Raw genomic sequence first — 23989 nt, 5'->3', positions numbered from 1 at the left:
CACACTATAATTTAGGTGTGGGTTATATCATTTTTAATCAGTAAATTTAGGGGGAATATATGGGAATCCTTTCGTGGATTATTTTTGGGCTTATTGCCGGTATTTTGGCTAAATGGATCATGCCGGGGAAAGACGGCGGTGGTTTTATTGTTACCGTCATTCTTGGTGTGGTCGGTGCCGTTGTTGGTGGTTATATCAGCACTTTCTTTGGCTATGGCAAAGTTGACGGTTTTAACTTTGGCAGCTTTATGGTTGCTGTTATTGGCGCGTTGGTGGTGCTGTTTATCTACCGAAAAATCCGTAGCTAATGATGCTCTCGGGGCGGGCTTCCGCCCCGATGCTTTAATAGGTTAACGAACGATCTCACCATTGCGCAAAATGAACATCAGCTTCCCATCCCAAAACTCAGCGATGAATACATCTTCAGCTTTAATTCCGCAACGTTCTAACTCCTGTTGCATCCATGCTTCATCTTTTTCTATCTGATTTAGTTCATAAGAGCGTAGACGTCCATCTTTCATCAGAATGATTGATGGCATCTGAGCGCCTTCGCACACAACGGTAAGCTGTCCGCTAGGCTCAATTTGGGCGTAGTTAATCTCTTGGAACGAATGAATACCTTGGGCGTGTAACTGAGAGGATACGTTTAAAATATCGATTTTGTTTTTCTTGGCCAGAATGTTCTCCATCAGAAAACGCCCTTTTTTTATAATAGGGATTGGATCGCCGATGGTGACTGAGCGGAAAAAATAGACGTGCTTACTGATGGCATTCAGTAGTGAAATTAAGCATACCCCAATGAGCAGTACGATAATATATTGATAGAGAGGGATCGCATCGCTGTAGATCACGCCGCCAATAATTCCACCTAATACGAAGTTGCCAATAAAGTCGACCGGTGTCATTTGCGATAGCTGAGTTTTACCTGAGAAATTTAAGTGTGTAATGACGATGGCGAATCCCAAAATAAATTTCACCAAAACGTATCCGTAGTACTCCATACTCCCTCCCAAAGCGCTCAAAAACGATAAGATTATCTTTATGTTTCTTAATAATAAAAACAGAAGCTCGCTTTTTATACAAGAGAGCATCGCATGTGGGCCTAAACTTTATAAGGTTTATCGGCGTGAGGTATAAAGGCTGATGCAGCGGTGATCCTGAATTTCTTCAATCGATGCCAGATTCATTTTCCACCATTCGCGCTGGGTGGCTAATAACACAAAACTTCCATCATCCACAGGCAGCAAAGCCAATCCAAATGCACCCATATCTTCGCGTGCTGCGGGTAAGCCGTTAGCGAGTAGAATAAATGGGCTACTATGTGATAGCTCACTTTTTTCTAATTTACGTGCCCAATAGCGGTGGCTGTTGATGCCATTTTTTATTGGCTGCCATTGATTAGAGAGTGACGGTATCAACCTGTTTATTTGCTGGCGTACTTGGGGTTTGGTGCAAGACATATGGATATGTAGTTGATTTTGGCTACGACCATATTCAGAGTTTACGGTCAACGACAATACATTATCGGGCACCGGGCTGCCATAGCGTTTTGATAACCACGGACGCTGTTGCCAAGCGGCAGCAAAATAGTTGGGTTGCTGCGGTTTGAGCAGCAAAGGAGATTCAATTCCGGTAATTTTTGCCGTCGGCATTAATAGATATTGCAATGGTCCGTTGCGATCTTTAAAGATCACAAATCTCTGAGCGAGATTAACCTCGGCACAAGGGCTCGGATTTTGGCGCTGTTGCTGATGCGGTACGCATTGCTGGCTGACTATTTTCCACAATGCATCAGAGTGTGTGGGTCGTAAGTAAAAGAAAGCAGTAATGATGAGTAGCACAACGACGATCGCTATGGCGAAACATGTTCTGCGCTGAAATCTCATCATTACCCCGTTATATTATTAAACCTTAAGGGTGCTTACCTTACTGAGCACAGGCGCGTTTGTCTAATGCGCCGCTCCAGCGGGTCATCCCAAAGGCTAGCAGTACAACGATAGCACCAATCCAAGGGGTTACCATCAAACCGTAGTTCTCAACGACCATTCCACCGACCCATGCACCTCCAGCAATGCCGAGATTAAAAGCGGCAATATTCAGGCCGGAAGCAACGTCTACAGCATGTGGTGCGTAGCGTTCTGCCTGCTGCACCACGTAAACCTGTAGCCCAGGGACGTTACCAAAGGCGACGGCACCCCAGAACAACACGGTAATGAGTGCCAGTATTGGGCTATGGGCGGTAAAGCTGAATACGGCCAGTACAGCAGCGAGCAGTAAGAAGATAATCTGCAACGCTTTGATTGGCCCCATACGATCAGCTAAACGTCCCCCCCAGAGATTACCTGCCGCAACGGATACGCCATAAATCAGCATAACCCAGGTAACGGCACCAGCGCTGAACCCACTGACCTGCTGTAAAATCGGAGCTAAGAAGGTAAAGGCAACGAAATTACCGCCATAACCCAGAGCCGTTTTAGCATATACCATCAGCAAACGCGGCTGTTTTAAAATAGTGAGCTGACGTGCGATAGACGCAGGGGGGGTATGTTTCAAGCCATTCGGTACAAAAATCAGGCTACCGATCAGTGCGACAATACCCAGTAGCGATACGGCTAAGAAGGTTTCATGCCAGCCGAAATGTTGACCGATGAACGTGCCTAAAGGTACGCCGGTCACCAGAGCAACAGTCAAACCTGTGAACATGATAGCGATAGCGCTGGCCGCTTTTTCTTTCGGTACCAGACTCGTCGCGAGCGTTGAGCCGATAGAGAAAAAGACACCATGGGCTAAGCCCGTCAAGACGCGGGCGGTCATCAGAGAGGTATAGCCGGGGGCTTTCCACGCTAATAGGTTGCCGAGGGTAAACAGCACCATCAGACCAATTAGCAGCGTCTTACGTGGCATACGACCGGTTAGTGCAGTGAGCACAGGGGCACCGATAGCTACGCCGAGCGCATATAAACTTACCAGTAGGCCGGCTGACGGCAGAGAAACCTGCAAGTCAGCGGCTATGGTCGGGATCAGCCCCACGATAACAAACTCCGTGGTACCGATGGCAAAGGCGCTGATGGTCAGCGCAAACAGAGCTAATGGCATAACTGCAAACTCCTCTTCTTTTCGTTTTTCAAACCGCAGGTTGCTGCGTGTTGAAATATCTTCGATATGAATAATTGATGGCGCTGAGTTTGCACGGATTATTTTTGCAGAAAAATAGGGTTATACTCACAAGATAATTGATTGGTGAGCAATAATGAAAACTACAACCGAAGAGCTTGTGGCGTTTGTCGCCGTCGTAGATGCAGGGAGCCTGACAGGCGCAGCAGAACAGTTAGGACAAACGCCGAGCGGGATTAGCCGAGCACTGGGGCGTTTAGAGCAAAAGCTGGAAACTACGCTATTGAACCGCACTACGCGGCGTATTGATTTAACCGAAGAAGGGCGCATCTTTCTTGACCGCGCTCGCGCTATTCTTGAGGCGATTGAAGAAGCAGAAGAGCAGTTGGCGCTCCAGCGTCATCGTCCTGCTGGACGTTTGCGTATAAACGCGGCATCACCGTTTATGTTGCACGTGGTGGTGCCCTTGATTGATGAATTTACCGCTCGGTTTCCAGAAATCGTTCTAGAGCTGAATACCAGCGATCAGATTATTGACCTTCTGGAGCAGCGTACTGATGTGGCGATTCGTATTGGTACTCTGCAAGATTCGAGCCTGCATGCGCGTCCAATTGGGCGCTCAAGGTTAAAGGTTTTGGCGTCTCCGAGCTATCTTCAAAAACACGGAACGCCACAGCAGGTCACTGATTTGAGTGGGCATCGTCTGTTAGGCTTCACGCAGCCTCAGTCATTAAATCAGTGGCCGCTTAAACAGAGTCAGTGTGCTAGTTTTGCGGTTACGCCCGATATTGCAGCCTCTAGCGGCGAGACATTGCGTCATTTAGCGATAAGCGGAAGGGGGATTGTGTGCCTTTCTGATTTTATGACGCACCAGGATATCGCCGAAGGGCGTTTGGTGCCGATACTTACCGAGCATACGTTGGAAACCTATCAATCTATTCACGCGGTGTATTATCGAAACAGTCAACTTTCGGCGCGAATTCGTTGTTTCCTCGATTTTCTGGCAGAGAGATATCCGTTGCATCGCTGAGAAATGTCCTGTTCCCCCCGTTATTCATTGGCGGGAACAGGCAGTATTAGCAGGTTAATCTTGTGGTGCTTTACGCTCTACGGTTTTATCGCCCGCATAGTCAGCGGTGGCAATCCATGCGGCGCAAAATAGCGTGAGCCTAGCGAAGAAGTAGAAGAAAGCCATCAGACCAATGACCGAGCCAAAGGCTGCGCCGGAAGGTGAGCGCGCAAGGCTTGGCAGAGTCCATGTCATCACAAATTTAATCACTTCAAAGCCAATCGCGGCGATAAGCGTGCCGCGTAATAATGCCTTTTTCTTTGGCTTGTGGCGCGGCAGTACTAAGAAAATCCACAGGAATAATAGATAGTTAGCCATGATTGAAATCGAGAGCGCGATGGCCGTCATTACTGGGCGTAGCCATTCAATGCCATCAAGGCCGAGTGCTTTAACGATGGAAGCCTGCGCTGCGCCCGCGATTGAGGTGAAAGAGAGCGAAACGATCAACGCGATGACTAAGCCGGTCAGCGAGATAAAATCTCGCAAATAGCGAAAATAAAACTTCTCTTGATCCTGAGGATTACGTTCCCATACATCGCGTGACTGGGCGCGAATCGCTTCACGCAGATTCCCCATCCAACTAATGCCTGAATACAGGGCAATGGCTAAACCCGTTAGTCCCACGGTAGTACGCTGCTGAATCGCGGTATTTACGGTATTTTTAAGTGTGTTGGCTAAGTTTGGATCGCTAATGCTGCTGACGATTTTATTAATAAGTTCGGTGAGCAAATCTGGATTTGATGCCAATACGAAACCCACGGCTGCAAAAGAAACCATCAAAATGGGGATTAGGGATAGAAAGGAGAAGTAGGTGATGGCAGCACCAAACTGACTTCCGAGTCGATCATTAAAACGGTCAACCGCACGAATAATATGCGCAACGCTAGGAATGGCTTTGAACCAGGTTACGAAGCAGTTGGCTTTATGAATGGTTTTGGTCACCTGTTTGGTGACGCTGGCTGTACTACTTTTGGCATCTATGTCATTCGGCATAAGCATTTTTCACCGGCATGCACCAAGAAACGATGTCATTTTAGGCGGTTAATTTCTCACGTCAGGGTAAAGGATTAAGCTAGATCCTAGCAGAGTAGAGCAGCAAGGCAAAATATCAGGCAAATATGGGAGGTGTTGTTACACGAACACATGCGTTAAACACGGCACAACATTATGGCGTGTATATCGTCATTACTCGTAATTTACTCTTATATAGAATATTCTGCTAAATTAAGCTCAACTTTGTACATCACATCTAATCCAGAGCGTATTTCTGAAAAAAAAGAATGAAATACTCCCGTTGTGCAAAAAAATAAGCCTTAAATCTGAGCAGCTATATTCTATTTAATGAGGCTGACGCGGTGTTTTATGTCATAATCACGGCGGTAAAATATATCCGCAATTCTCTTGGCTGCACGTGTCGATTTTTGGTCGAATGTTTTTAGCTAACAAGGCAAGGTAAAGGCATGCTCGATATTGATGTGAGCGTTATCCGAATTTTTTTAACGGTGATGGATACGCGAAGTGTCACCTTAGCGGCTGAACTGCTGAATAGTTCAACGGCCTCTGTCAGCCGTGCTCTTAAGAAAATGCGTGATAGCTTTAATGACCCTCTGTTTATTCGTACTAAAAAAGGGTTAGAACCGACGGCTCTCGCTTATAATATTACCCCTAATTTAGCTCAAGCGCTTAATAGCATTCAGAGCGCGGTGAGTGTATCGACCTCATTGCATCATGGTGATAATCGCCAAACGAGATTGAAACTCAGCTTGTCACCGATGTTAGAGTATTATTTAACCAGCATATTGCAGCAACAGGGATATCCCTTTGATAGCGTTGCCTTGACGAATGAAACCCATGACGGCGACCTAACAAAAGACATCACTAGACTGCGTACTCGGAAAATAGATATTAGCTTCACCCCACAAAAATATGCTGACTGGATGATTACTAACGTTCCATTGTTTGACGTCTTCCCCGTGGTAATGTGTCGTAAGGGACATCCGCGTATTAAAGCTGGTTTTAATCTTAAGCAGTTAGAAAATGAAGAGTATCTTAGCCCAACGATGTGGCCCTCCTTGTTTGAAGATAACATCGTGTTAAACCCGCACAACAAGGCACCGATATACTCAAGTACGTCGGTACTGAATTTAATGATGATGGCGGCAACGACTGATTATATTCTTGTTTGTGGTAGGATTTTTGCTCATCAATTTGAAAAACTTGTAGATGTGCAGATCTTGGATTTCCCACATGCAAAACCCATGGGAACCATTTATGCCCATTACCACAAGAGTCGAGCTGCTGATGCGAATATCATTGAGCTAATAAAGCAAATAAGGGTAGGGGAGCAGGCGCAGTTAGAAAATGAGAATTGACTGATTGCCAAAATAAATATCTCGTTTTTACATCGTTTGTATATAAGAAGGATAGCGAATGATTATCCTTTTTTATTTGGATAGATAACTATTGGCGTTGAAATTTTAGATAATGAATGTGTCATTTTGAACATTTAATGCTATTTATTGTGATCTGTCTAACATTGTCTAAATTGTGTGATGAAAATCACTAGACAAGATAAAAAGTAGACAATTGTTACATGCAAAAAATAAACGGATGAAAATTAAGAATTTTGTTAGTTTTTAATGGCATGTGACTGCTTTTACTTGCCTACATATCAGATACAAAAGAACTACATTTCACTTTATGCAAAAGGGATTTCCGCCCTGAGTTATTGTTAATCGTGTTATTTCTACCTAACTTGTACTCATATATACCCAACAATAAAACTTTCTTGGGTATAGGTCCTCCAAACTCGGCGCACTTTATTTTTATTCGTTCACGTTACGTCGTTATAAATATAACGTGTAGATAGTGAGTATCTGACCTTTATTAGCAAAAAATAGGGTTATCCTCTTAATAATGCCACTGTCATTACGAATAATGGGCTTTATGTTGCAGCGAAACCGCGTCGGCTGGGAGTTATCACACGGATGTACTACTAGGCAAGGTATCCCGCAGTGGTGCTGCCGATGATATTTAAGGTAATAAAACATGAATTCATTATCCACATCATCATCTGAGCTTGAAGTCATTAATCTAGACAACGCGGTAATTGGTATTTTATCTGACGATCCTATGTTCGCTACGGGTTTGAAAAGCATATTGAAAAAGATTGCGCCTCTGGGGCAGGGCGCAGTCGTTGATTCTGATAGAACTAAATTTATCATGGTAGACTTAGACAGTTTGAATCAGTCTATTTTCCATCTCGTACGCAGCCTGTCTGGCCTGCGTGCATATGACCTGTATCGTATTGTCTTTTGGACCTCTAATCAGGCTGAGCATACGCTGAACTTTGTGCGTCTGATTGATAATGCCAGCTTTATAAATAAAAAAGCGCCTCTTGAATCTGTGGAACAGGCCGTGAAGCAAGTCTTGAGCGGGGGGCGTTTTGTGACTCAAGAAGTGCAACATACGTTTCAAACATCTAATGGTCCAGGTCGAGTGACCGAAGAGACATTCACGATTTTGGATGACATGATGAGCGGAATGCGAGTGAAGTGTATTGCGGCTAAGCTGAATACAGCGGATAAATCGATTTACAGCAAATTGCGCCAATTCCGCGAGCGTCTCTCTTTGTTGCGCAAAAGCGATTTCCTTAGCTTTATCCACGATATTTCGTGATATTGAGATAGCCCTGATAACAAAAAGGCCGAAGAGAAATCTTCGGCCTTTTTGTTATCAGGAACAGTGCTCCAGATGTTTGGGATTACTCGACTTTTTTCACTGCATTTTCCAGCGTTTCTTTCAGCGACTCGACTTTGGTCAATGGTGATTTCTTACACAGCTCTACCGCTTTAGGTGTCGCGAGGGTTTCTGTTTCGTGCCAGTCCACATAATCTCCGCCGCTGAAATCAGTATCTTTATTAAGTATCCAAAATACGATAGGGCTATAGGATTTAGAATTCATGTTGAGGAATTCTTGGCATGTCATATTGGTCGGTGTGACATCTTGTGCTGCTTTGGCAACGTTTGCCATCAGCAAACCGCTGGAGATGAGGCCAACTAGCAGAGGTACTGAGTATTTATTCATGGCTATCAGATCCTATTATCTGTCCCCATTATACTTCAAGCTATAGGTACGGTAGCGACGTTAGTTCAGTCACTAACTTGTCGCCGACATGTAGCCCGAATTATTTAGGGTAATATTAAATATGTTTAATTATCAGTGAATAAGTGATTCGCCGAGCTGTATTATTTCTATGTGGCTGGTTTATTTGTCAGCCGGATAAGCATTTTCGCCGAGCTGTTCTTCATCAATTCCTGCAATCTGATATTCACGTTTAACCCTAACTGGTGTGAATCTATCGATAGACCAGAGTATTCCGTAGGTCACGATGAACGACCAGACGCTCGCGAATACGACCACAACGACCTGTTTGAAGAAAAAGTTTACGTTCCCGTCTAGCAGGCCGGATGCGCCAGCAGGATTCCACAGCTGAGTCGCAAACACGCCCAGCAGAATGGAACCCACAACGCCGCCCATTCCGTGCACGCCAAACACATCTAATGCATCATCCAAATATTTACGCATAAGCCCTACCATAAAGTAGCACACCAGACTCGCTATGATGCCGATCAGCGCCGCAGCTTGGAGCGATACATAGCCAGCGGCGGGAGTAATAGTCGCAAGCCCAGCGATAGAGCCAGTTAAAAAGCCTACAAAGTTAGGCTTCTTGGTATGGCAATATTCAATAATAAGCCAAGTAACGGCAGCGGTAGCCGCGGCGATATCGGTGGCAAAAAAAGCTGACACCGTCACGGTGTTCACCTGTAGTTCGGAGCCCGCGTTAAACCCGTACCAGCCAAACCACAATAGTCCTGCTCCAAGTGCGATGAACGGCACACTATGGCTTCCGCCGCTGCTGATGGCACGTTTACCCACATAGAGCGCTGCTGCTAAGGCTGCGAATCCTGCGGTTGCATGCACCACGATACCGCCCGCGAAGTCGAGTACGCCCCAGCGCGCAAAGAGACCGTTCGGGCTCCAGACCATGTGAACAAATGGGCAGTAGACGAAGAGCAGCCATAAGGTGAGGAAAATGAGGTAAGCGCGGAAGGTGACTCGATTGGCAAATGCACCGGTGATAAGCGCCGGTGTGATAATGGCAAACATCATCTGATAACCAATATGAACAATCAGAGGGATACCACCTGAATTGCCAGTATACATTGTGCTTGGATGTACGTTATTCAAAAAGGCGTAGTAGGAGGGATCGCCTATGATGCCGTTGATGGTGGGACCAAAGCAGAGCGAATATCCGACAACAAACCACAGTATTGCAGTCCATCCCATCGATACAAAGCTTTGGAACATAATCGTGAGCACATCTTTGCGAGAAACGAGCCCTCCATAGAAAAATGCTAATCCTGGCGTCATCAACATCACTAAGCTGGTACATAACAGCATAAACGCTGTATTACCAACATCGATCTGATGAAACGCAATGGCAATATGACTCATAGATAGTGTCCTGACATTAATGATAATAAATCATGGAGTTAATTTTCTTACTTTTAGTAAACTGTATTTATCATCATTAGTTTTACAGCGCATGGCGAATAAAATAAATCGCACAATAACCTGAGAGGAAATTGTGTTGTTTTTTGTCATGTGATTTAGCAAGCCTGAGAAGAATCATCACAATGAAATGTATTATAAAGGTTCACAGGCTTGCTAGCGTAATGTCACATGTCTTTTTTTACTTTTTTCCATTCAGACTTAACTTTTTGAGCGAAAGACTCTTTCGGATTTTGTTTACATGCTTCGATGACCAGTGGAATGACTTTTTCAGTTCCATCGACATCAAGTACCGCATCTTCTGGTTTGTCTTTTTTGTTTAGCGCTTCTGCAAAGCCAATGGCGGTGGGTTTGAAACTTTCATCTAGCGCCAGGAAATCTTCGCATGTCCATGATTTAACAGGTTTCTTGTTTTCTGCTGCGTGTCCTATAGCAGAAAAACCCATTAGGCATACCATGCTGATTAATAATGTTTTTTTATTCATGCTTAATATCTCCAAATTAATTTCGTTGAATGCTGCTATTTCAATATAACGTTGTTCTGTCATGTCGCAAATTTTTTTATAGCGTATTGAGACCAGAAAAAGTAGTAATCAGGTAAATGACATTTCCTGACTTTTCATGCAAGAAAATTGTTCTATATTAATTTCAGTTTTATCTTATGAAAATAAAGTGAATTTTCATTTTGTGGTCTTGTATTGGTATCTTTGTGATATTTAATCCTTGCGGCTAACTTGCGCCAATTTTATTGGTGGCCTAGCTTTAACAGAAAGACAAATACCTTTTAGGAGTTAAGAATGGCTAAGAAAGAAGTAGCGGATTTTCGCTCAGAGCTATTAGATTCCCGCTTTGGTTCAGAAGCGATTCGTAATATTTCTGAGGGAAAAATTTTCCCTAAAGACGAAATGCGTGAGGATGTTGCATTTCAAATCATTAGCGATGAACTGTTTCTTGATGGGAATGCCCGTCAGAACTTGGCCACGTTTTGCCAAACGTGGGATGACGATAATGTTCATAAGTTAATGGACTTATCGATCAATAAAAACTGGATCGACAAAGAGGAATACCCACAGTCTGCAGCCATCGATCTACGCTGCGTGAACATGATGGCAGACCTGTGGAATGCGCCGGTACCCGCAAATGGCCAAGCGGTCGGTACCAACACTATCGGTTCTTCCGAGGCCTGTATGTTGGGCGGTATGGCGATGAAATGGCGCTGGCGTAAACGTATGGAGGCTGCGGGTAAACCAACGAACAAGCCGAATTTGGTTTGTGGCCCTGTTCAGATTTGCTGGCATAAATTTGCACGCTACTGGGATGTCGAGCTGCGTGAAATTCCTATGCAGCCGGGTCAGTTGTTTATGGATCCAAAACGTATGGTTGAAGCCTGTGATGAGAACACCATCGGCGTCGTACCGACGTTTGGCGTGACCTATACCGGCAACTATGAATTCCCTCAGCCGCTACATGATGCGCTGGATAAACTTCAGGCGGAGACAGGTCTTGATATTGATATGCATATCGATGCCGCCAGCGGTGGCTTTTTGGCGCCTTTCGTTGCACCGGATATCGTGTGGGATTTCCGTTTACCTCGGGTTAAATCCATCAGCGCCTCGGGTCATAAGTTTGGTCTTGCTCCCCTTGGCTGTGGCTGGGTGATCTGGCGTGATGAGGCCGCGTTGCCAGAGGAACTGGTGTTTAAAGTGGATTATTTGGGCGGACAAATTGGCACGTTCGCAATTAATTTCTCTCGTCCAGCAGGTCAGGTTATTGCGCAATATTATGAGTTTTTGCGTTTGGGACGAGAAGGCTACACCAAGGTGCAAAGCGCCTCTTATCAAGTCGCTGGTTACTTAGCCGATGCTATCGCCAAATTAGGACCATATGAATTTATCTGCTCTGGCGGTCCTGAAGAGGGCATTCCTGCGGTATGTTTCCGTGTGAAAGAGGGCGCGAATCCGGGTTATACCCTGCTCGATCTCTCTGAACGTTTACGACTACGGGGTTGGCAGGTACCTGCGTTTACTCTGAGCGGTGAGATGTCCGACGTTGTAGTGATGCGCATTATGTGCCGCCGTGGTTTTGAGATGGACTTTGCCGAATTGCTGCTAGAAGACTTTAAAGCTTCGCTGAAATACCTCAGTGAACATCCATCTCTACAGGGCATTGCAACTCAGAATAGCTTTAATCACACATAAGAATAGCGATTTAACTTTTTTCTGAACGTGAATGTCTAGACCAGTGAGGCTGTAGCCCTGCGCTGCAACTTCACTGGCGACAGATGTATTAACTCGCATAGGGTGGGCGTTTTATGTCCGATAATAATATTTCTAGCACGGCCAAGCCTTCTGCTTCAGCGAAAAAGCTGGGTATTGCAACGCTGGCAATTATGAATATTGTTGCCGTAGTTAGCCTCAGGGGTTTGCCCGCTGAAGCTGAATATGGCTTGAGTTCTATTTTTTACTACCTGTTTGCTGCCGTATTTTTCTTGATCCCTGTGTCATTAGTTGCTGCTGAATTGGCGACCGGTTGGCCAGAAAAAGGTGGGGTTTTTCGTTGGGTCGGCGAGGCATTTGGCCCACGTTGGGCGTTCCTTGCTATGTTTATGCTATGGATCGAGGTTACCGTTTGGTTCCCTACCGCACTGACGTTTTCTGCAGTTTCACTCGCTTTTATTGGCCCAGATCAAAAATGGGATGAGGCCCTGTCGGCAGATAAATTCTTTGTACTAGGAATAGTATTATTTGTTTATTGGCTTGCGACCTTTATCGCGTTCAAAGGAGTGGGTACCTTTGCCAAGGTATCAAAATGGGGCGGTATTATTGGCACCATTATCCCAGCGGTTATTCTGATCGTTTTAGGTTTCTCTTATTTGATTTTTGGCGGTGCGCCACAGATTAAATTGTCATGGGGCGAAGTTATTCCTGACTTCACCAATTTCGATAACATTGTACTCGCAGCCAGTATCTTCTTGTTCTATGCAGGGATGGAGATGAATGCGATACATGTTAAAGACGTTGAGAATCCTAAGAGAAACTATCCTATTGCCATCATGTTAGCTGCGTTAGGTACTGTGCTGATTTTTGTATTGGGCACATTAGCTATCGCGTTTGTTATTCCTCAGTCTGACATTAGCCTAACGCAGAGCCTGTTGGTGGCCTACGACACGATGTTTAAGTGGGCGGGCATCGAATGGTTAGGTCCGGTGGTAGCCTTTGCATTAGCCATCGGCGTGTTGGCTGGCGTGGTCACTTGGGTTGCTGGCCCATCTTCCGGTTTGCTCATCGTGGCAAAAGCCGGTTATCTGCCGCGTTGGTGGCAACACACCAACAAAAACGGCATGGCGACCCACATTTTGCTGCTTCAGGCATTGCTTGTTTCGCTGTTGGCTATTCTGTTTGTCGTTCTGCCTTCTGTGCAGGCCGCTTATCAGATTATGAGCCAGTTGACCGTAATTCTTTATTTAATCATGTATATGCTGATGTTTAGCTCAGCGATTTATCTGCGCTATAGCCAACCTAATCGTCCACGTCCATATCGTATTCCCGGCGGGGATATCGGGATGTGGATCATCGGTGGTGCTGGTTTGGTAGGCTCTATATTGGCCTTTGTATTCAGCTTTATTCCGCCAAGCCAAATTTCCGTCGGTAGCCCAACGGAGTATGTCGGGATCCTGATTGCGCTGACCATATTCTTCGCGGTGCTGCCTTTCCTGATTTACTTAATCCGTAAACCACATTGGCGTGATGAAAACAGCGACTTTGCCCCATTCACTTGGCAGGTTGAGAGTGGACATCCGGGGATCCAAAATGTGTCGTCGGCGCACACCGGCGATGTCGTTACCGCACCGGTCAAAACGACGGAACCCGCCATTCTGCCAGCGGTGACACCAAAGCCGTAATCACATACCTAAAGGGTAAGGGGAGAGTTCGCTTAATGCTGTTCGTTTAAGAGATCGAGATACACGGGGCTAGCACACCGCGGGGCGCTCAGGCAGCTAAAGCTGCTACGACACCCATCGGTGTACTTCCCCTAAAATCACGCTTAAGTGATCAGAATTAGGCCTTCGCTTCCCCTTACTGCAAAGATTTATTCTTGGAGTCAGTATTATGACTATTGATCCTAGCCGCTTACAGCAAGCGGTGGCGAATGCCTATTCCCAATATTCAACGTTAGCAGGCGGAGAAAACGCCAGCTACATTCCCTATCTGGCCAGTGTGCCGAGCCAGCTGTCTGCGCTGGCTATTGTCACCGTGGATGGAGAGGTTTTTTCCCAAGGCGATGCAGATTTTCGCTTTGCATTAGAGTCAATTTCTAAAGTTTGCTCATTGGCGCTAGCGCTTGAAGACGTCGGCCCGAGTGAAGTTCAGGACAAGATTGGTGCAGATCCAACAGGGTTGCCGTTTAATTCCGTGATTGCACTTGAGTTACACAATGGTAAGCCATTGTCTCCACTCGTTAATGCGGGTGCGATGTCTACGGTGAGTCTGGTTAATGCTAGCGATCGTGAAAACCGTTGGGCACGTATTCTCGATATTCAGCAAAAACTGGCGGGCGCACCGATTGCGCTTTCCGATGAAGTTAATCACTCGGAACAAACCACTAATTTCCACAACCGTGCTATTGCATGGCTGCTCTATTCTGCTGGTGCGATGTACTGCGATCCGATGGAAGCTTGCGACGTGTATACCCGCCAGTGCTCAACGCTGTTTAACACGGTGGAACTTGCCACGATGGGAGCAACGTTCGCGGCGGGAGGGATTAATCCTCGCACTAAAAAGCAGGTGCTGACGGCTTCCAATACGCCTTTTATTTTGGCGGAGATGACCATGGAAGGAATGTACGGTAGCTCCGGCGATTGGGCATATACCGTAGGGTTGCCGGGTAAAAGCGGCGTTGGTGGTGGAATACTGGCTGTTGTACCAGGAGTGATGGGGATAGCGGCATTTTCCCCTCCGCTAGATCCTACAGGCAACAGCGTACGTGGACAAAAAATGGTGGCTTCGGTTGCCCAAGAATTGGGATATAACCTCTATCGAGGCTGTTGATGATGGGAGAGCCGCCTGTTTCTGCCAGCAAAAATAAATCTCTGAGTATCTTCAACGTTGCGGCGCTGGGTATTGGTGCGATGGTGGGGGCTGGAATTTTTGCATTGCTTGGTCAGGCGGCTCTATTAGTCCATTCAGCCACTTGGCTTTCATTTGCTGCTGGTGGCGTGATTGCACTATTTTCCGGCTATGCTTACTCCTGCCTCGGTGCGTTTTATCCTAGTCGGGGTGGGATTATCGATTTTTTTCGGCATGGTTTGCCGTCGACAACGTTAGCAAACATGCTCTCCCTTCTATACTTAGTCACACTGGCGTTGACCATTGCGATGGTTGCTCGCGCGTTCGGTGCCTATGCGCTTCAGCTTTTCCATGAACACTCCACATCGAACGGGTTACAGGAAGCTTATGCTGGTGGCATTATTCTGGTGTTAGCGCTGGTCAATATGGCAAGCAGCAATGCGGTAGGGCGTACCGAGCTGGTCTTAGTGGCAATAAAACTCGGAATTTTACTCGTACTGATTGCGGCGGGCCTGATGACGATCAAACCGCAGCTATTGCAGATCCACCAAGCACCTAGCACAAATGAATTCCTGTCGAGCGTGGGCATGACTTTCTTCGCCTATGCGGGGTTTGGCATGATGGCGAATGCCTCGGATAAAGTCGCCAACCCACGGCGAACTATGCCGAGAGCTTTTATGATCGCCATTTGCCTGACGATCGTGCTGTATATCCTGCTGTCACTGGTTCTGCTTGGCAACGTGTCCGCCGCAGATTTAGCGAAATACGCCGATACCGCAGTGGCTCAGGCTGCATATCCCATTTTGGGAAGGCTAGGGTTTACCGTGGTGTCTATCGGTGCGCTATTGGCGACCGCTTCAGCGATTAACGCCACGCTGTTTTCCGCATTCAATATTATGTACAGCATGGGTGATAACAAAACGTTGCCCGCGCTGTTTAAGCAGACACTTTGGCATCAAGCCACCTACGGCAATGTATTGGCGGTACTCGCAGTATTAATTCTGGCTATCGCACTGAATTTAAACTCTTTGGCTAACGTAGCTAGCGCGACATTTCTTATCTGCTATCTGGCCGTGTTTGTGGTGGCATGGCGGTTGCGACACAAAATAAATGCCTCTCCGGTACTGGTTCTACTCGGGATGATCCTGATGCTGTTGGTCTTTATTGGCTTTATGTCTAGCCTGCTGATTCAAGGAGCAAAGGAAGTAGCGATCGTTGTGGGTGCATTGTTGGGCTGTTGGTTATTAGCGCTTAATGCCAAGCGCCAGCAACGTTTATCGGGGCGATAAGATGGAAGCGTGGCTGGTTCAATTTCTCCTACTGTATGTCACTTTTTTGGCCATGTTTAGCCCTCCAGCGACGATGACCGCGGCGGCAATCCTTTTAGGCGGTATTCCCAATACGGCATTACGACGCGTGGCATGGCGCGTTGCTTGGGAATATGTTTTTGTGATGATGATTGTCATTTGGTTAGGCAATTACATGCTTACAGCGCTGGGACTCAGTACCCACGCATTAACGGCAACGGGCGGGGCAGCACTGTTATTTCAAGGGTGGCCCTTGATGACGCGCGGGACTAAAGCCGAGCAAAGCAATGCGCTGCTCAATAGCGAAAGTCCGAGAAACGTCAATGATTTGGCCGTTGTACCGTTGCTGTTTCCGTTGTCTATTGGCGGAGGCACCATTGCGGTCGGTATTTCTTCTGCAGCGCATAGCAATACGCTTGATGGTCTGTTGATGTTATCTGCGGTGATTTTGGCGATGGCACCGACGATTGCTGTTACGTTTTTGGCTTCAGGCCCTCTTCATGGACGCCTTTCAACCGGTGCAATGGACACGCTGGCACGTATCTCAGGGATTATTCTGGTGACGCTTTCGCTACAGCTTTTGGTTTCTGGTATTACCGGATTAGTGATTACGGCGATACATACGTTGAGTTAGTTAAACGGATGAAAAAGGGCTTTGAGGTGAGAATCAAAGCCCAAGTGAACAGCTTTACGTGCGCTTAGCGCATGGTCACAAACTCTTCCGAACCGGTAGGATGGATCGCGACGGTGTTGTCGAAGTCTTTTTTGGTTGCGCCCATTTTCAGTGCGACCGCAAAGCCTTGCAGCATTTCATCCATACCATAGCCGATACCGTGAATGCCGACGATTTTTTCATCTTTACCCACGCAAACCAACTTCATACGGCACGGCTGGCGATGCTGAGTCACTGCGGTATACATTGCGGTAAACGCAGATTTATACACTTTCACGTTCTCTTCGCCGTGCTGCTCTTTAGCCTGTTCTTCGGTTAAGCCCACGGTGCCAATTGGCGGGTGGCTAAAGACGACGGTTGGGATATTGCTGTAATCCAGATGCTCGTCTGGCTTATTGTTAAATAGGCGTTCAGACAGGCGACGCCCCGCAGCTACTGCGACAGGTGTCAGTTCGACTGCGCCGGTATTATCACCAACAGCATAAATGCCTTTTACGTTGGTATTTTGATATTTATCGACGGTGATGTAGCCTTTTTCGTTGGTTTTAACGCCAGCGGCTGCCAGATTGATATTGTCATTGGCAGGCTCACGACCAATTGCCCAGATTAGGCAATCAACTTCAAATTCTTTACCGTTTTCAAGCGCCAGAGTCAGGCTGCCGTCGCTATTTTTGGTCACAGATTTTGGCACAGACTGAGTGTGAAGCTGTGGACCTTCAGCATTCATCACTTCAACCAGCGTTTCAACGATCATTGGGTCGAAGGTACGCAGCGGTGCATGCTTACGTACGAACAGGTGGGTTTCAGCACCCAGACCGTTAAGAACACCAGCGATCTCTACGGCGATATAACCAGCACCGACTACCGCAACGCGTTTTGGCAGTGCATCCAGTTCGAAGAAACCGTCAGAGTTGATACCGTACTCTGCGCCCGGAATATTTGGGCGAGAAGGGCGACCACCGGTTGCAATCAGAATATGATCGGCGGTGATAGTTTCACCGTTCACTTCAATGGTATGAGCGTCGATAAATTTAGCAAAACCGTGGATGACATCCACCTTGTTGTTGCCTAAGCCGCGCTCGTAGGATTGATGGATGCGGTCGATGTAAGCGGTACGGCTTTCGATCAGTTTACCCCAATCGAACTTATTGACAGTGGTATCAAAACCGTAGTCTGGGCCATACAGGTGAATCGCTTCGGCGATCTGTGCCGCATGCCACATGACTTTTTTCGGCACACAACCCACGTTTACGCAGGTGCCGCCCAGATACTTGGCTTCAACCAAGGCACATTTTTGGCCATACATGGCCGCACGGTTGATGGAGGCAATACCACCGCTGCCACCGCCAATTGCGAGATAGTCATAATGTTTAATCATCAGGGAGTCCCATGAGTTGTGTATATCCATCATACTTCAAGCTGCTTCTTTGTTGGCTGCGCTCGCTATCTATCTCCCTAGAGTAAGCTCATCGGGTATGCGCACTGGCCGTCTTAATGCTGCTTGAATGACTTTGGGTATATACCGACAGCGTTTGAGGCCACTTAATTCACGTAACGCCAATCACTGCGGATGAGAAAATTGCCTTAGAGTGTAACGCTACTCACGCCATTGCCGCAAAGGTTGCATCTATGGTTGTGATAGGCTGCGGTTTTCTCGGTGCCAATTGGCAATAATAGTATCCAGACTTAGTCCTTAGCCTGTATCAGCAGCCATTGATGGAACAGCTGCATGGCGGGCGTCATCGGCTTGGATTTCAACCAGGTAAGCCAATAGCTACCGACTTCGACCTCAATATCAAAGGGGCTGACCAGCAAACCGTTTTGCAGTTCGTGCTCGAACATTCTGGCTGGAGCCAGTGCCACACCTGCATTCTGAATCGCAGCCTCCACCATGAGCCGCGACGAGTCGAATATCGGTCCGTTAACTCTGATGGGCTCAATCCCAGCGGCGAGAAACCAGCTATTCCACTCCTCGGCGCGATAAGAGCGCATCAGTATTTCTTTCGCTAAATTCTCTGGATGCTGCAAGCGCTGCGCTACGCTTGGTGTACACAGTACGCTGAGCGGCGCGCTAAATAGCTCGGCATTATGGGTCGTTGGCCACATTCCTGTACCAAAGCGTATGGCAAAGTCCAAACCTTCGCCGGCTAAATTGACCAAGTTATTATTGGTTAACAGTCTAAGCTCTACAAAAGGGTGCTCGGTGTAGAAGCTTTGTAGGCGGGGAATTAGCCAGCCAACGGCAAAGGTACCCACAGCGGCAACGGTCAGAACCTCATGAAAATGTCCGCCTTCAAATTGTTTGAGCACCGTTTCAATCTGGCTAAAGGCATCACTAAGCACCGGCAAAAGCACATGGGCTTCATCGGTGAGTTCTAATCCGCGTGGTAGACGTTTGAATAACTGGGTTCCAAGCCTAGCCTCCAACATGCGTACCTGCTGGCTGACCGCAGCCTGTGTGACGCTGAGTTCAAGCCCTGCTCGTGTGAAGCTAAGATGTCGTGCAGAAGCTTCAAAAGCGCGAAGAGCATTGAGTGGCAGATGAGAACGCATAGGTCGCCTTAAGAAAGGTAGGCATAAGATTTTCTTTACCCTAAGGGAATTTTATCTCGCTTGTCAATCAGGCGACGATAGCGGATATTCCTGCCGCCACGGTGAGCTTGGCGCGATGACGCCGATCGTTCACTGGTTTATATAAATATTTTTCTTTTGCATGCTGATTGGCGTGCAAGGTTCCACATATATCCGATTAAAAGGTCACTTATTCATGCGTAAAAAAATGCAGAACACATTGAAGCTGTTATCCGTGATTACCTGTCTGGCAGCAACTGCCCAAGGTGCTCTGGCTGCTAATATCGATGAGAGCAAAATTAAAGACACCGTTGATGACCTGATCCAGCCGCTGATGCAGAAGAATAATATTCCCGGTATGTCGGTCGCAGTGACCGTCAACGGTAAAAACTACATTTATAACTATGGGTTAGCGGCAAAACAGCCTCAGCAGCCGGTTACGGAAAATACGTTATTTGAAGTGGGTTCGCTGAGTAAAACGTTTGCTGCCACCTTGGCGTCCTATGCGCAGGTGAGCGGTAAGCTGTCTTTGGATCAAAGCGTTAGCCATTACGTTCCAGAGTTGCGTGGCAGCAGCTTTGACCACGTTAGCGTACTCAATGTGGGCACGCATACCTCAGGCCTACAGCTATTTATGCCGGAAGATATTAAAAATACCACACAGCTGATGGCTTATCTAAAAGCATGGAAACCTGCCGATGCGGCTGGAACCCATCGCGTTTATTCCAATATCGGTACTGGTTTGCTAGGGATGATTGCGGCGAAAAGTCTGGGTGTGAGCTATGAAGATGCGATTGAGAAAACCCTCCTTCCTCAGTTAGGCATGCATCACAGCTACTTGAAGGTTCCGGCTGACCAGATGGAAAACTATGCGTGGGGCTACAACAAGAAAGATGAGCCAGTGCACGTGAATATGGAGATTTTGGGTAACGAAGCTTATGGTATCAAAACCACCTCCAGCGACTTGTTACGCTACGTGCAAGCCAATATGGGGCAGTTAAAGCTTGATGCTAATGCCAAGATGCAACAGGCTCTGACAGCCACCCACACCGGCTATTTCAAGTCGGGTGAGATTACTCAGGATCTGATGTGGGAGCAGCTGCCATATCCGGTTTCTCTGCCGAATTTGCTCACCGGTAACGATATGGCGATGACGAAAAGCGTGGCTACGCCGATTGTTCCGCCGTTACCGCCACAGGAAAATGTGTGGATTAATAAGACCGGATCAACTAACGGCTTCGGTGCCTATATTGCGTTTGTTCCTGCTAAGAAGATGGGGATCGTGATGCTGGCTAACAAAAACTACTCAATCGATCAGCGAGTGACGGTGGCGTATAAAATCTTGAGCTCGTTGGAAGGGAATAAGTAGAAAAGAATAGATATCGCCTCTCGTTTGGAGAGGCGATATGTTGAGTCACCGATTTCTCAGGGGTATTACAGTACGCCCTGTGCCAGCATGGCATCAGCGACTTTAACAAATCCAGCGATGTTTGCACCGCGAACGTAGTGGGTTTGCTTATCTTTTCCGCCATATTCCACGCAGGCTTGGTGGATATCCAGCATGATGTGGTGTAGGCGTAAATCCACTTTCTCGGCTTTCCAGCCCATACGAGCGGCGTTCTGCGCCATTTCTAGCCCCGATGTTGCGACACCACCAGCGTTCGCTGCTTTACCAGGCGCAAATAATACACCTGCCTCAAGGAACAGATCGGTGGCTTCAATCGTGGTTGGCATATTTGCGCCTTCGGCGACGGCTTTGACGCCATTGGCGATCAGGACACGTGCTGCGGGCGCATCCAGCTCGTTTTGAGTGGCGCAAGGCAGGGCAATATCAACGCTAACCCCCCAAGGTTGCTGACCTTCAAGATAGGTTAGGCCAAATTCTTTAGCGTAATCGGCAATACGACCATCCTGCTGGGATTTGATCTGGCACAGGCGTGCCAGTTTCTCGGTGGTAAATCCGGCTTCATCCACCACGGTGCCGTTGGAGTCAGAAGCAGTAATCACGCGAGCACCGAGCGCCATGGCTTTTTCAATCGCGTACTGTGCCACATTGCCCGAGCCGGAAACGGCGACGCGCATGCCTTCAAAGCCTAAACCGTGGCGCTTGAGCATGGCATCGGTAAAGTAAACTAAGCCGTAACCCGTGGCTTCTGGGCGGATCAAACTACCGCCAAACGACAGACCTTTACCGGTGAAAACGCACGCGGTGTTATTTGATAGTTTTTTCATCATACCGGCCATGAAACCAACTTCACGTCCGCCGACGCCGATGTCACCGGCCGGAACGTCGGTATCTGCGCCCAGATGTCGATAAAGCTCGGTCATCAATGCCTGACAGAAACGCATGATTTCGCCGTCGCTTTTGCCTTTAGGATTGAAGTCGCTGCCGCCTTTGCCACCGCCCATCGGCAGCGTAGTCAGCGCGTTTTTGAAGGTTTGTTCAAAACCTAGGAATTTAAGAATTGAAAGGTTAACGGAAGGATGGAAGCGCATTCCTCCTTTAAATGGCCCAATAGCCGAGCTGAACTGTACGCGCCACGCGCGGTTAACCTGTACCTGACCACGATCGTCTACCCAAGTGACACGAAACTGAATCACGCGCTCAGGTTCGATTAAGCGTTCAAGCAGGGCTGCATCGCGGTAATGAGGGTTTTGCTCCAGAAACGGCCACAGAGTGGTCATCACTTCTCGCACGGCTTGCAGGAATTCTGGTTGGTTAGGATCGCGCTGCTGCACGGTCGTGAGGAAGTGTTCTAGAGAGCGAGGTTGCTCCATAGTGTGATTCTCCTTTATGGAAGTGATTTTTTATGCGTTTTTTATGTTTATAAATGCAGATTTTGCACTGTGTTTGCATTTTGACTATATCACCGGTAACCGAGGCTTAATCAAGTGATTTATGATCATGCAGTAAATAAAAACGCCTCCGAGTGGAGGCGTTAGGAGAGGTGGAGCAGTGAGTTATGCGTTTTGCGCTTCGGGTTTGGTATTCATCATGCGGTTTAGCCAAGGCACCATGGCGGCCATAATGATGGCAATGATAAAGGTAGCGATACCGATTTTACTGAAGACGCCCGTGTAGATCGGCAGGGTTTGCAGTGGATCGCTAATGCCTTCCGGTACGGCAGTAAAGGTTGCTACGTAGCCGCCCAGTAGGAACGCTGCTGCTTGAGTTAAGAACCACATGCCAAGAATAAAGCCCATCAGATACTGAGGGACTAGAGCGGCAACCATTGCCAGTCCTAAGGCACTAATCATCAGCTCACCCAGACTCTGGAACAGATAAACCAGCACAATAAACCATGGTGAGGTTAGCCCCTGAGCATCAGCAAACCACAGGCCAGCAGCGGCAGCAGTAAGGAATCCGAGTGAACACAAGAACATGCCAAGGGTGAATTTGGCTGGCATCGTAAGGTCTTTGCCTTTGGCGCCGAAACGGGTGTAAAGCGAAGCCAGAATTGGGCTGGCAACAACGACCCAGAACGGATTCAATGCTTGGAAGCTGACGGGGTTAATTGCAAATCCCAGAATTTCATGATGTACGTTATTGATTGCAAAGAAGTTCAGTGATGTTGGCATCTGAGCATACAGAATATAGAACAGCACCGCTTCAATCATCAGAACGAAGGCGACATACATACGGTTGCGGTCGCTTCTGTTTTGCTTAAATGCTTCGCGGAAGAAGAAGAAAATCACGATAATTGATAGCACAATCAACACGATGTTGGCGACTTTAACGTTGTGCATCAGCCAAGCACATACGTAAACCATCACAACGGTGCCGATCAGCACCAGCAGCAGATTTTTCAGGTTCATAGGTTTGCTGTCTGGTTCTGAACCGATGTCACGCACCATACCGCGGCAGCAGAAATAAACCAATAGAGCGACGACTAAACCTATACCGCACAGGTTATATGTCACTGCATAGCCATATTTATCAGCAATGATTGGAGCTAATGACAGAGACAGCAAGGAACCAATATTGATCGACATATAGAACAGCGTAAATGCGCCGTCTAAACGAGGATCTTTAGGGGGATAGCATTTTGAGAGCAGGCTGGCTGGGTTAGCCTTGAACAGCCCGTTACCTACCGCGATGGTGCCTAGGGCGATAAAAATCAAGTCAGGTTTATGCAGAGACAGACCGGTCATAAAATAGCCGAGTGCCAAGACGATAGCACCGAGCACCATGGTGCGTTTGGTTCCCAGCAGATGGTCACCGACGTAGCCACCGATAGAGATCAGCCCGTACACCAAAGCGGCGAATGCCCCGAAAGTGATAAATGCCTGTTCCTGTGAAAAACCTAGCTGTTTGACGAAGAAAACAGCCAGAATGCCTTGCACTCCGTAGTAGCCAAAGCGTTCCCATAGCTCAACAAAGAAAATCATGAAAAACGGTTTAGGTTGTTGCAATAAACCGACTGGGGCGGGCTTATTCATATTAGTTCGCCTTCGAATATTGAATTAATTAAGTGTAGGCGTACGCGAAGCGCGTTGCCGAAGATACATCCTTGCTGAAATAGAATTCCGATTTTATATGTTTTGATGCCGTGTTAATGCCGATTTTTAGTTATGATGTAGGTTATTGTATGGACAGGTTGTGATCTTAGTGGT

The 23989-nt window shown here is 47.3% G+C and carries 21 protein-coding genes; 10 read left to right on the top strand and 11 right to left on the bottom strand.

Annotated features, from left to right (window positions below):
- The first annotated feature begins 59 nt into the window (after nucleotides 1-59).
- Nucleotides 60-308, top strand: coding sequence for a GlsB/YeaQ/YmgE family stress response membrane protein (locus K9N75_RS20690; protein WP_008815568.1), 249 nt, complete (start codon nucleotides 60-62; stop codon nucleotides 306-308).
- Nucleotides 309-350: 42 nt separating this feature from the next.
- Here the strand turns inward: K9N75_RS20690 and K9N75_RS20685 are convergent, their stop codons facing one another.
- The 3 genes from K9N75_RS20685 to K9N75_RS20675 all read right to left on the bottom strand — a co-directional run bounded on the left by K9N75_RS20685 (nucleotide 351) and on the right by K9N75_RS20675 (nucleotide 3096).
- Entirely contained in the window at nucleotides 351-1001 is a 651-nt protein-coding gene (locus K9N75_RS20685; RefSeq protein WP_008815567.1) for a DUF421 domain-containing protein, read from the bottom strand.
- Between the two features lie 117 nt (nucleotides 1002-1118).
- On the bottom strand, nucleotides 1119-1886 hold the full coding sequence (locus K9N75_RS20680; RefSeq protein ID WP_223283573.1) for a CDP-diacylglycerol diphosphatase: 768 nt from the start codon (nucleotides 1884-1886) through the stop codon (nucleotides 1119-1121).
- A gap of 40 nt (nucleotides 1887-1926) precedes the next feature.
- Nucleotides 1927-3096, bottom strand: coding sequence for an MFS transporter (locus K9N75_RS20675; protein ID WP_039189197.1), 1170 nt, complete (start codon nucleotides 3094-3096; stop codon nucleotides 1927-1929).
- Between the two features lie 154 nt (nucleotides 3097-3250).
- Here K9N75_RS20675 and K9N75_RS20670 point away from each other — a divergent pair, with 154 nt between their 5' ends.
- Nucleotides 3251-4144 (top strand): LysR family transcriptional regulator, encoded by an 894-nt coding sequence (locus K9N75_RS20670; RefSeq protein WP_008815564.1) that lies wholly within the window; start codon nucleotides 3251-3253, stop codon nucleotides 4142-4144.
- 54 nt (nucleotides 4145-4198) lie between these two features.
- On the opposite strand, the gene yhjD is transcribed toward K9N75_RS20670, so the two are convergent.
- A complete protein-coding gene (yhjD, locus tag K9N75_RS20665; protein ID WP_008815563.1) occupies nucleotides 4199-5182 on the bottom strand; it encodes an inner membrane protein YhjD in 984 nt (327 codons plus the stop codon).
- A 461-nt stretch (nucleotides 5183-5643) separates the two neighbouring features.
- Between yhjD and K9N75_RS20660 the strand changes: the two genes are divergently transcribed.
- Nucleotides 5644-6555, top strand: coding sequence for a LysR family transcriptional regulator (locus K9N75_RS20660; protein WP_039189203.1), 912 nt, complete (start codon nucleotides 5644-5646; stop codon nucleotides 6553-6555).
- A 676-nt stretch (nucleotides 6556-7231) separates the two neighbouring features.
- Nucleotides 7232-7861 carry a response regulator transcription factor gene (locus K9N75_RS20655; RefSeq protein WP_008815561.1) on the top strand — a complete coding sequence of 210 codons (630 nt, stop codon included), beginning with the start codon at nucleotides 7232-7234 and terminating at the stop codon, nucleotides 7859-7861.
- An 85-nt stretch (nucleotides 7862-7946) separates the two neighbouring features.
- Here the strand turns inward: K9N75_RS20655 and K9N75_RS20650 are convergent, their stop codons facing one another.
- From K9N75_RS20650 to hdeA, 3 genes are all read right to left on the bottom strand, one after another.
- Nucleotides 7947-8270 (bottom strand): HdeA/HdeB family chaperone, encoded by a 324-nt coding sequence (locus K9N75_RS20650; RefSeq protein ID WP_130974278.1) that lies wholly within the window; start codon nucleotides 8268-8270, stop codon nucleotides 7947-7949.
- A 180-nt stretch (nucleotides 8271-8450) separates the two neighbouring features.
- Entirely contained in the window at nucleotides 8451-9701 is a 1251-nt protein-coding gene (locus K9N75_RS20645) for an ammonium transporter (protein ID WP_039189207.1), read from the bottom strand.
- A gap of 224 nt (nucleotides 9702-9925) precedes the next feature.
- Nucleotides 9926-10216 (bottom strand): acid-activated periplasmic chaperone HdeA, encoded by a 291-nt coding sequence (gene hdeA / locus K9N75_RS20640; RefSeq protein ID WP_223283576.1) that lies wholly within the window; start codon nucleotides 10214-10216, stop codon nucleotides 9926-9928.
- Between the two features lie 339 nt (nucleotides 10217-10555).
- Between hdeA and gad the strand changes: the two genes are divergently transcribed.
- The 5 genes from gad (at nucleotide 10556) to K9N75_RS20615 (ending at nucleotide 16765) form a co-directional block, all read left to right on the top strand.
- Nucleotides 10556-11956 carry a glutamate decarboxylase gene (gad, locus tag K9N75_RS20635; protein WP_061059429.1) on the top strand — a complete coding sequence of 467 codons (1401 nt, stop codon included), beginning with the start codon at nucleotides 10556-10558 and terminating at the stop codon, nucleotides 11954-11956.
- A 113-nt stretch (nucleotides 11957-12069) separates the two neighbouring features.
- Nucleotides 12070-13659: a glutamine/gamma-aminobutyrate antiporter GadC gene (gene gadC / locus K9N75_RS20630; protein WP_039189216.1), complete on the top strand. Its 1590-nt coding sequence runs from the start codon at nucleotides 12070-12072 to the stop codon at nucleotides 13657-13659.
- A 208-nt stretch (nucleotides 13660-13867) separates the two neighbouring features.
- The gene (gene glsA, locus K9N75_RS20625) at nucleotides 13868-14806 is read left to right on the top strand and encodes a glutaminase A (protein WP_061059430.1); all 939 of its coding nucleotides are present in this window, start codon (nucleotides 13868-13870) and stop codon (nucleotides 14804-14806) included.
- On the top strand, nucleotides 14806-16113 hold the full coding sequence (locus K9N75_RS20620; protein ID WP_039189222.1) for an APC family permease: 1308 nt from the start codon (nucleotides 14806-14808) through the stop codon (nucleotides 16111-16113). The genes glsA and K9N75_RS20620 overlap by 1 nt, the downstream gene beginning before the upstream one ends.
- 1 nt (nucleotide 16114) lies before the next feature.
- Nucleotides 16115-16765, top strand: coding sequence for a MarC family protein (locus tag K9N75_RS20615; protein WP_130954771.1), 651 nt, complete (start codon nucleotides 16115-16117; stop codon nucleotides 16763-16765).
- A gap of 64 nt (nucleotides 16766-16829) precedes the next feature.
- Here the strand turns inward: K9N75_RS20615 and gorA are convergent, their stop codons facing one another.
- Nucleotides 16830-18182: a glutathione-disulfide reductase gene (gene gorA, locus K9N75_RS20610; protein ID WP_008815552.1), complete on the bottom strand. Its 1353-nt coding sequence runs from the start codon at nucleotides 18180-18182 to the stop codon at nucleotides 16830-16832.
- Nucleotides 18183-18490: 308 nt separating this feature from the next.
- Complete coding sequence (locus K9N75_RS20605) at nucleotides 18491-19357, bottom strand: LysR family transcriptional regulator (RefSeq protein ID WP_224452062.1); 867 nt, start codon at nucleotides 19355-19357, stop codon at nucleotides 18491-18493.
- Between the two features lie 214 nt (nucleotides 19358-19571).
- On the opposite strand from K9N75_RS20605, the gene K9N75_RS20600 reads away from it, so the two are divergent.
- Nucleotides 19572-20744 (top strand): cephalosporin-hydrolyzing class C beta-lactamase ACC-1a, encoded by a 1173-nt coding sequence (locus tag K9N75_RS20600; RefSeq protein WP_039189232.1) that lies wholly within the window; start codon nucleotides 19572-19574, stop codon nucleotides 20742-20744.
- Nucleotides 20745-20809: 65 nt separating this feature from the next.
- Here the strand turns inward: K9N75_RS20600 and gdhA are convergent, their stop codons facing one another.
- Nucleotides 20810-22153: an NADP-specific glutamate dehydrogenase gene (gene gdhA / locus K9N75_RS20595; protein WP_224452061.1), complete on the bottom strand. Its 1344-nt coding sequence runs from the start codon at nucleotides 22151-22153 to the stop codon at nucleotides 20810-20812.
- Nucleotides 22154-22336: 183 nt separating this feature from the next.
- Nucleotides 22337-23815 (bottom strand): dipeptide/tripeptide permease DtpB, encoded by a 1479-nt coding sequence (gene dtpB, locus K9N75_RS20590; RefSeq protein ID WP_004091080.1) that lies wholly within the window; start codon nucleotides 23813-23815, stop codon nucleotides 22337-22339.
- Between the last annotated feature and the right edge of the window lie 174 nt (nucleotides 23816-23989).

The organism is Hafnia paralvei, assembly GCF_020150375.1.
Lineage (GTDB): Bacteria > Pseudomonadota > Gammaproteobacteria > Enterobacterales > Enterobacteriaceae > Hafnia > Hafnia paralvei.
The sequence above is the reverse complement of the archived record's forward strand: the minus strand, read 5'-3'. Positions and strand labels throughout refer to the sequence as shown.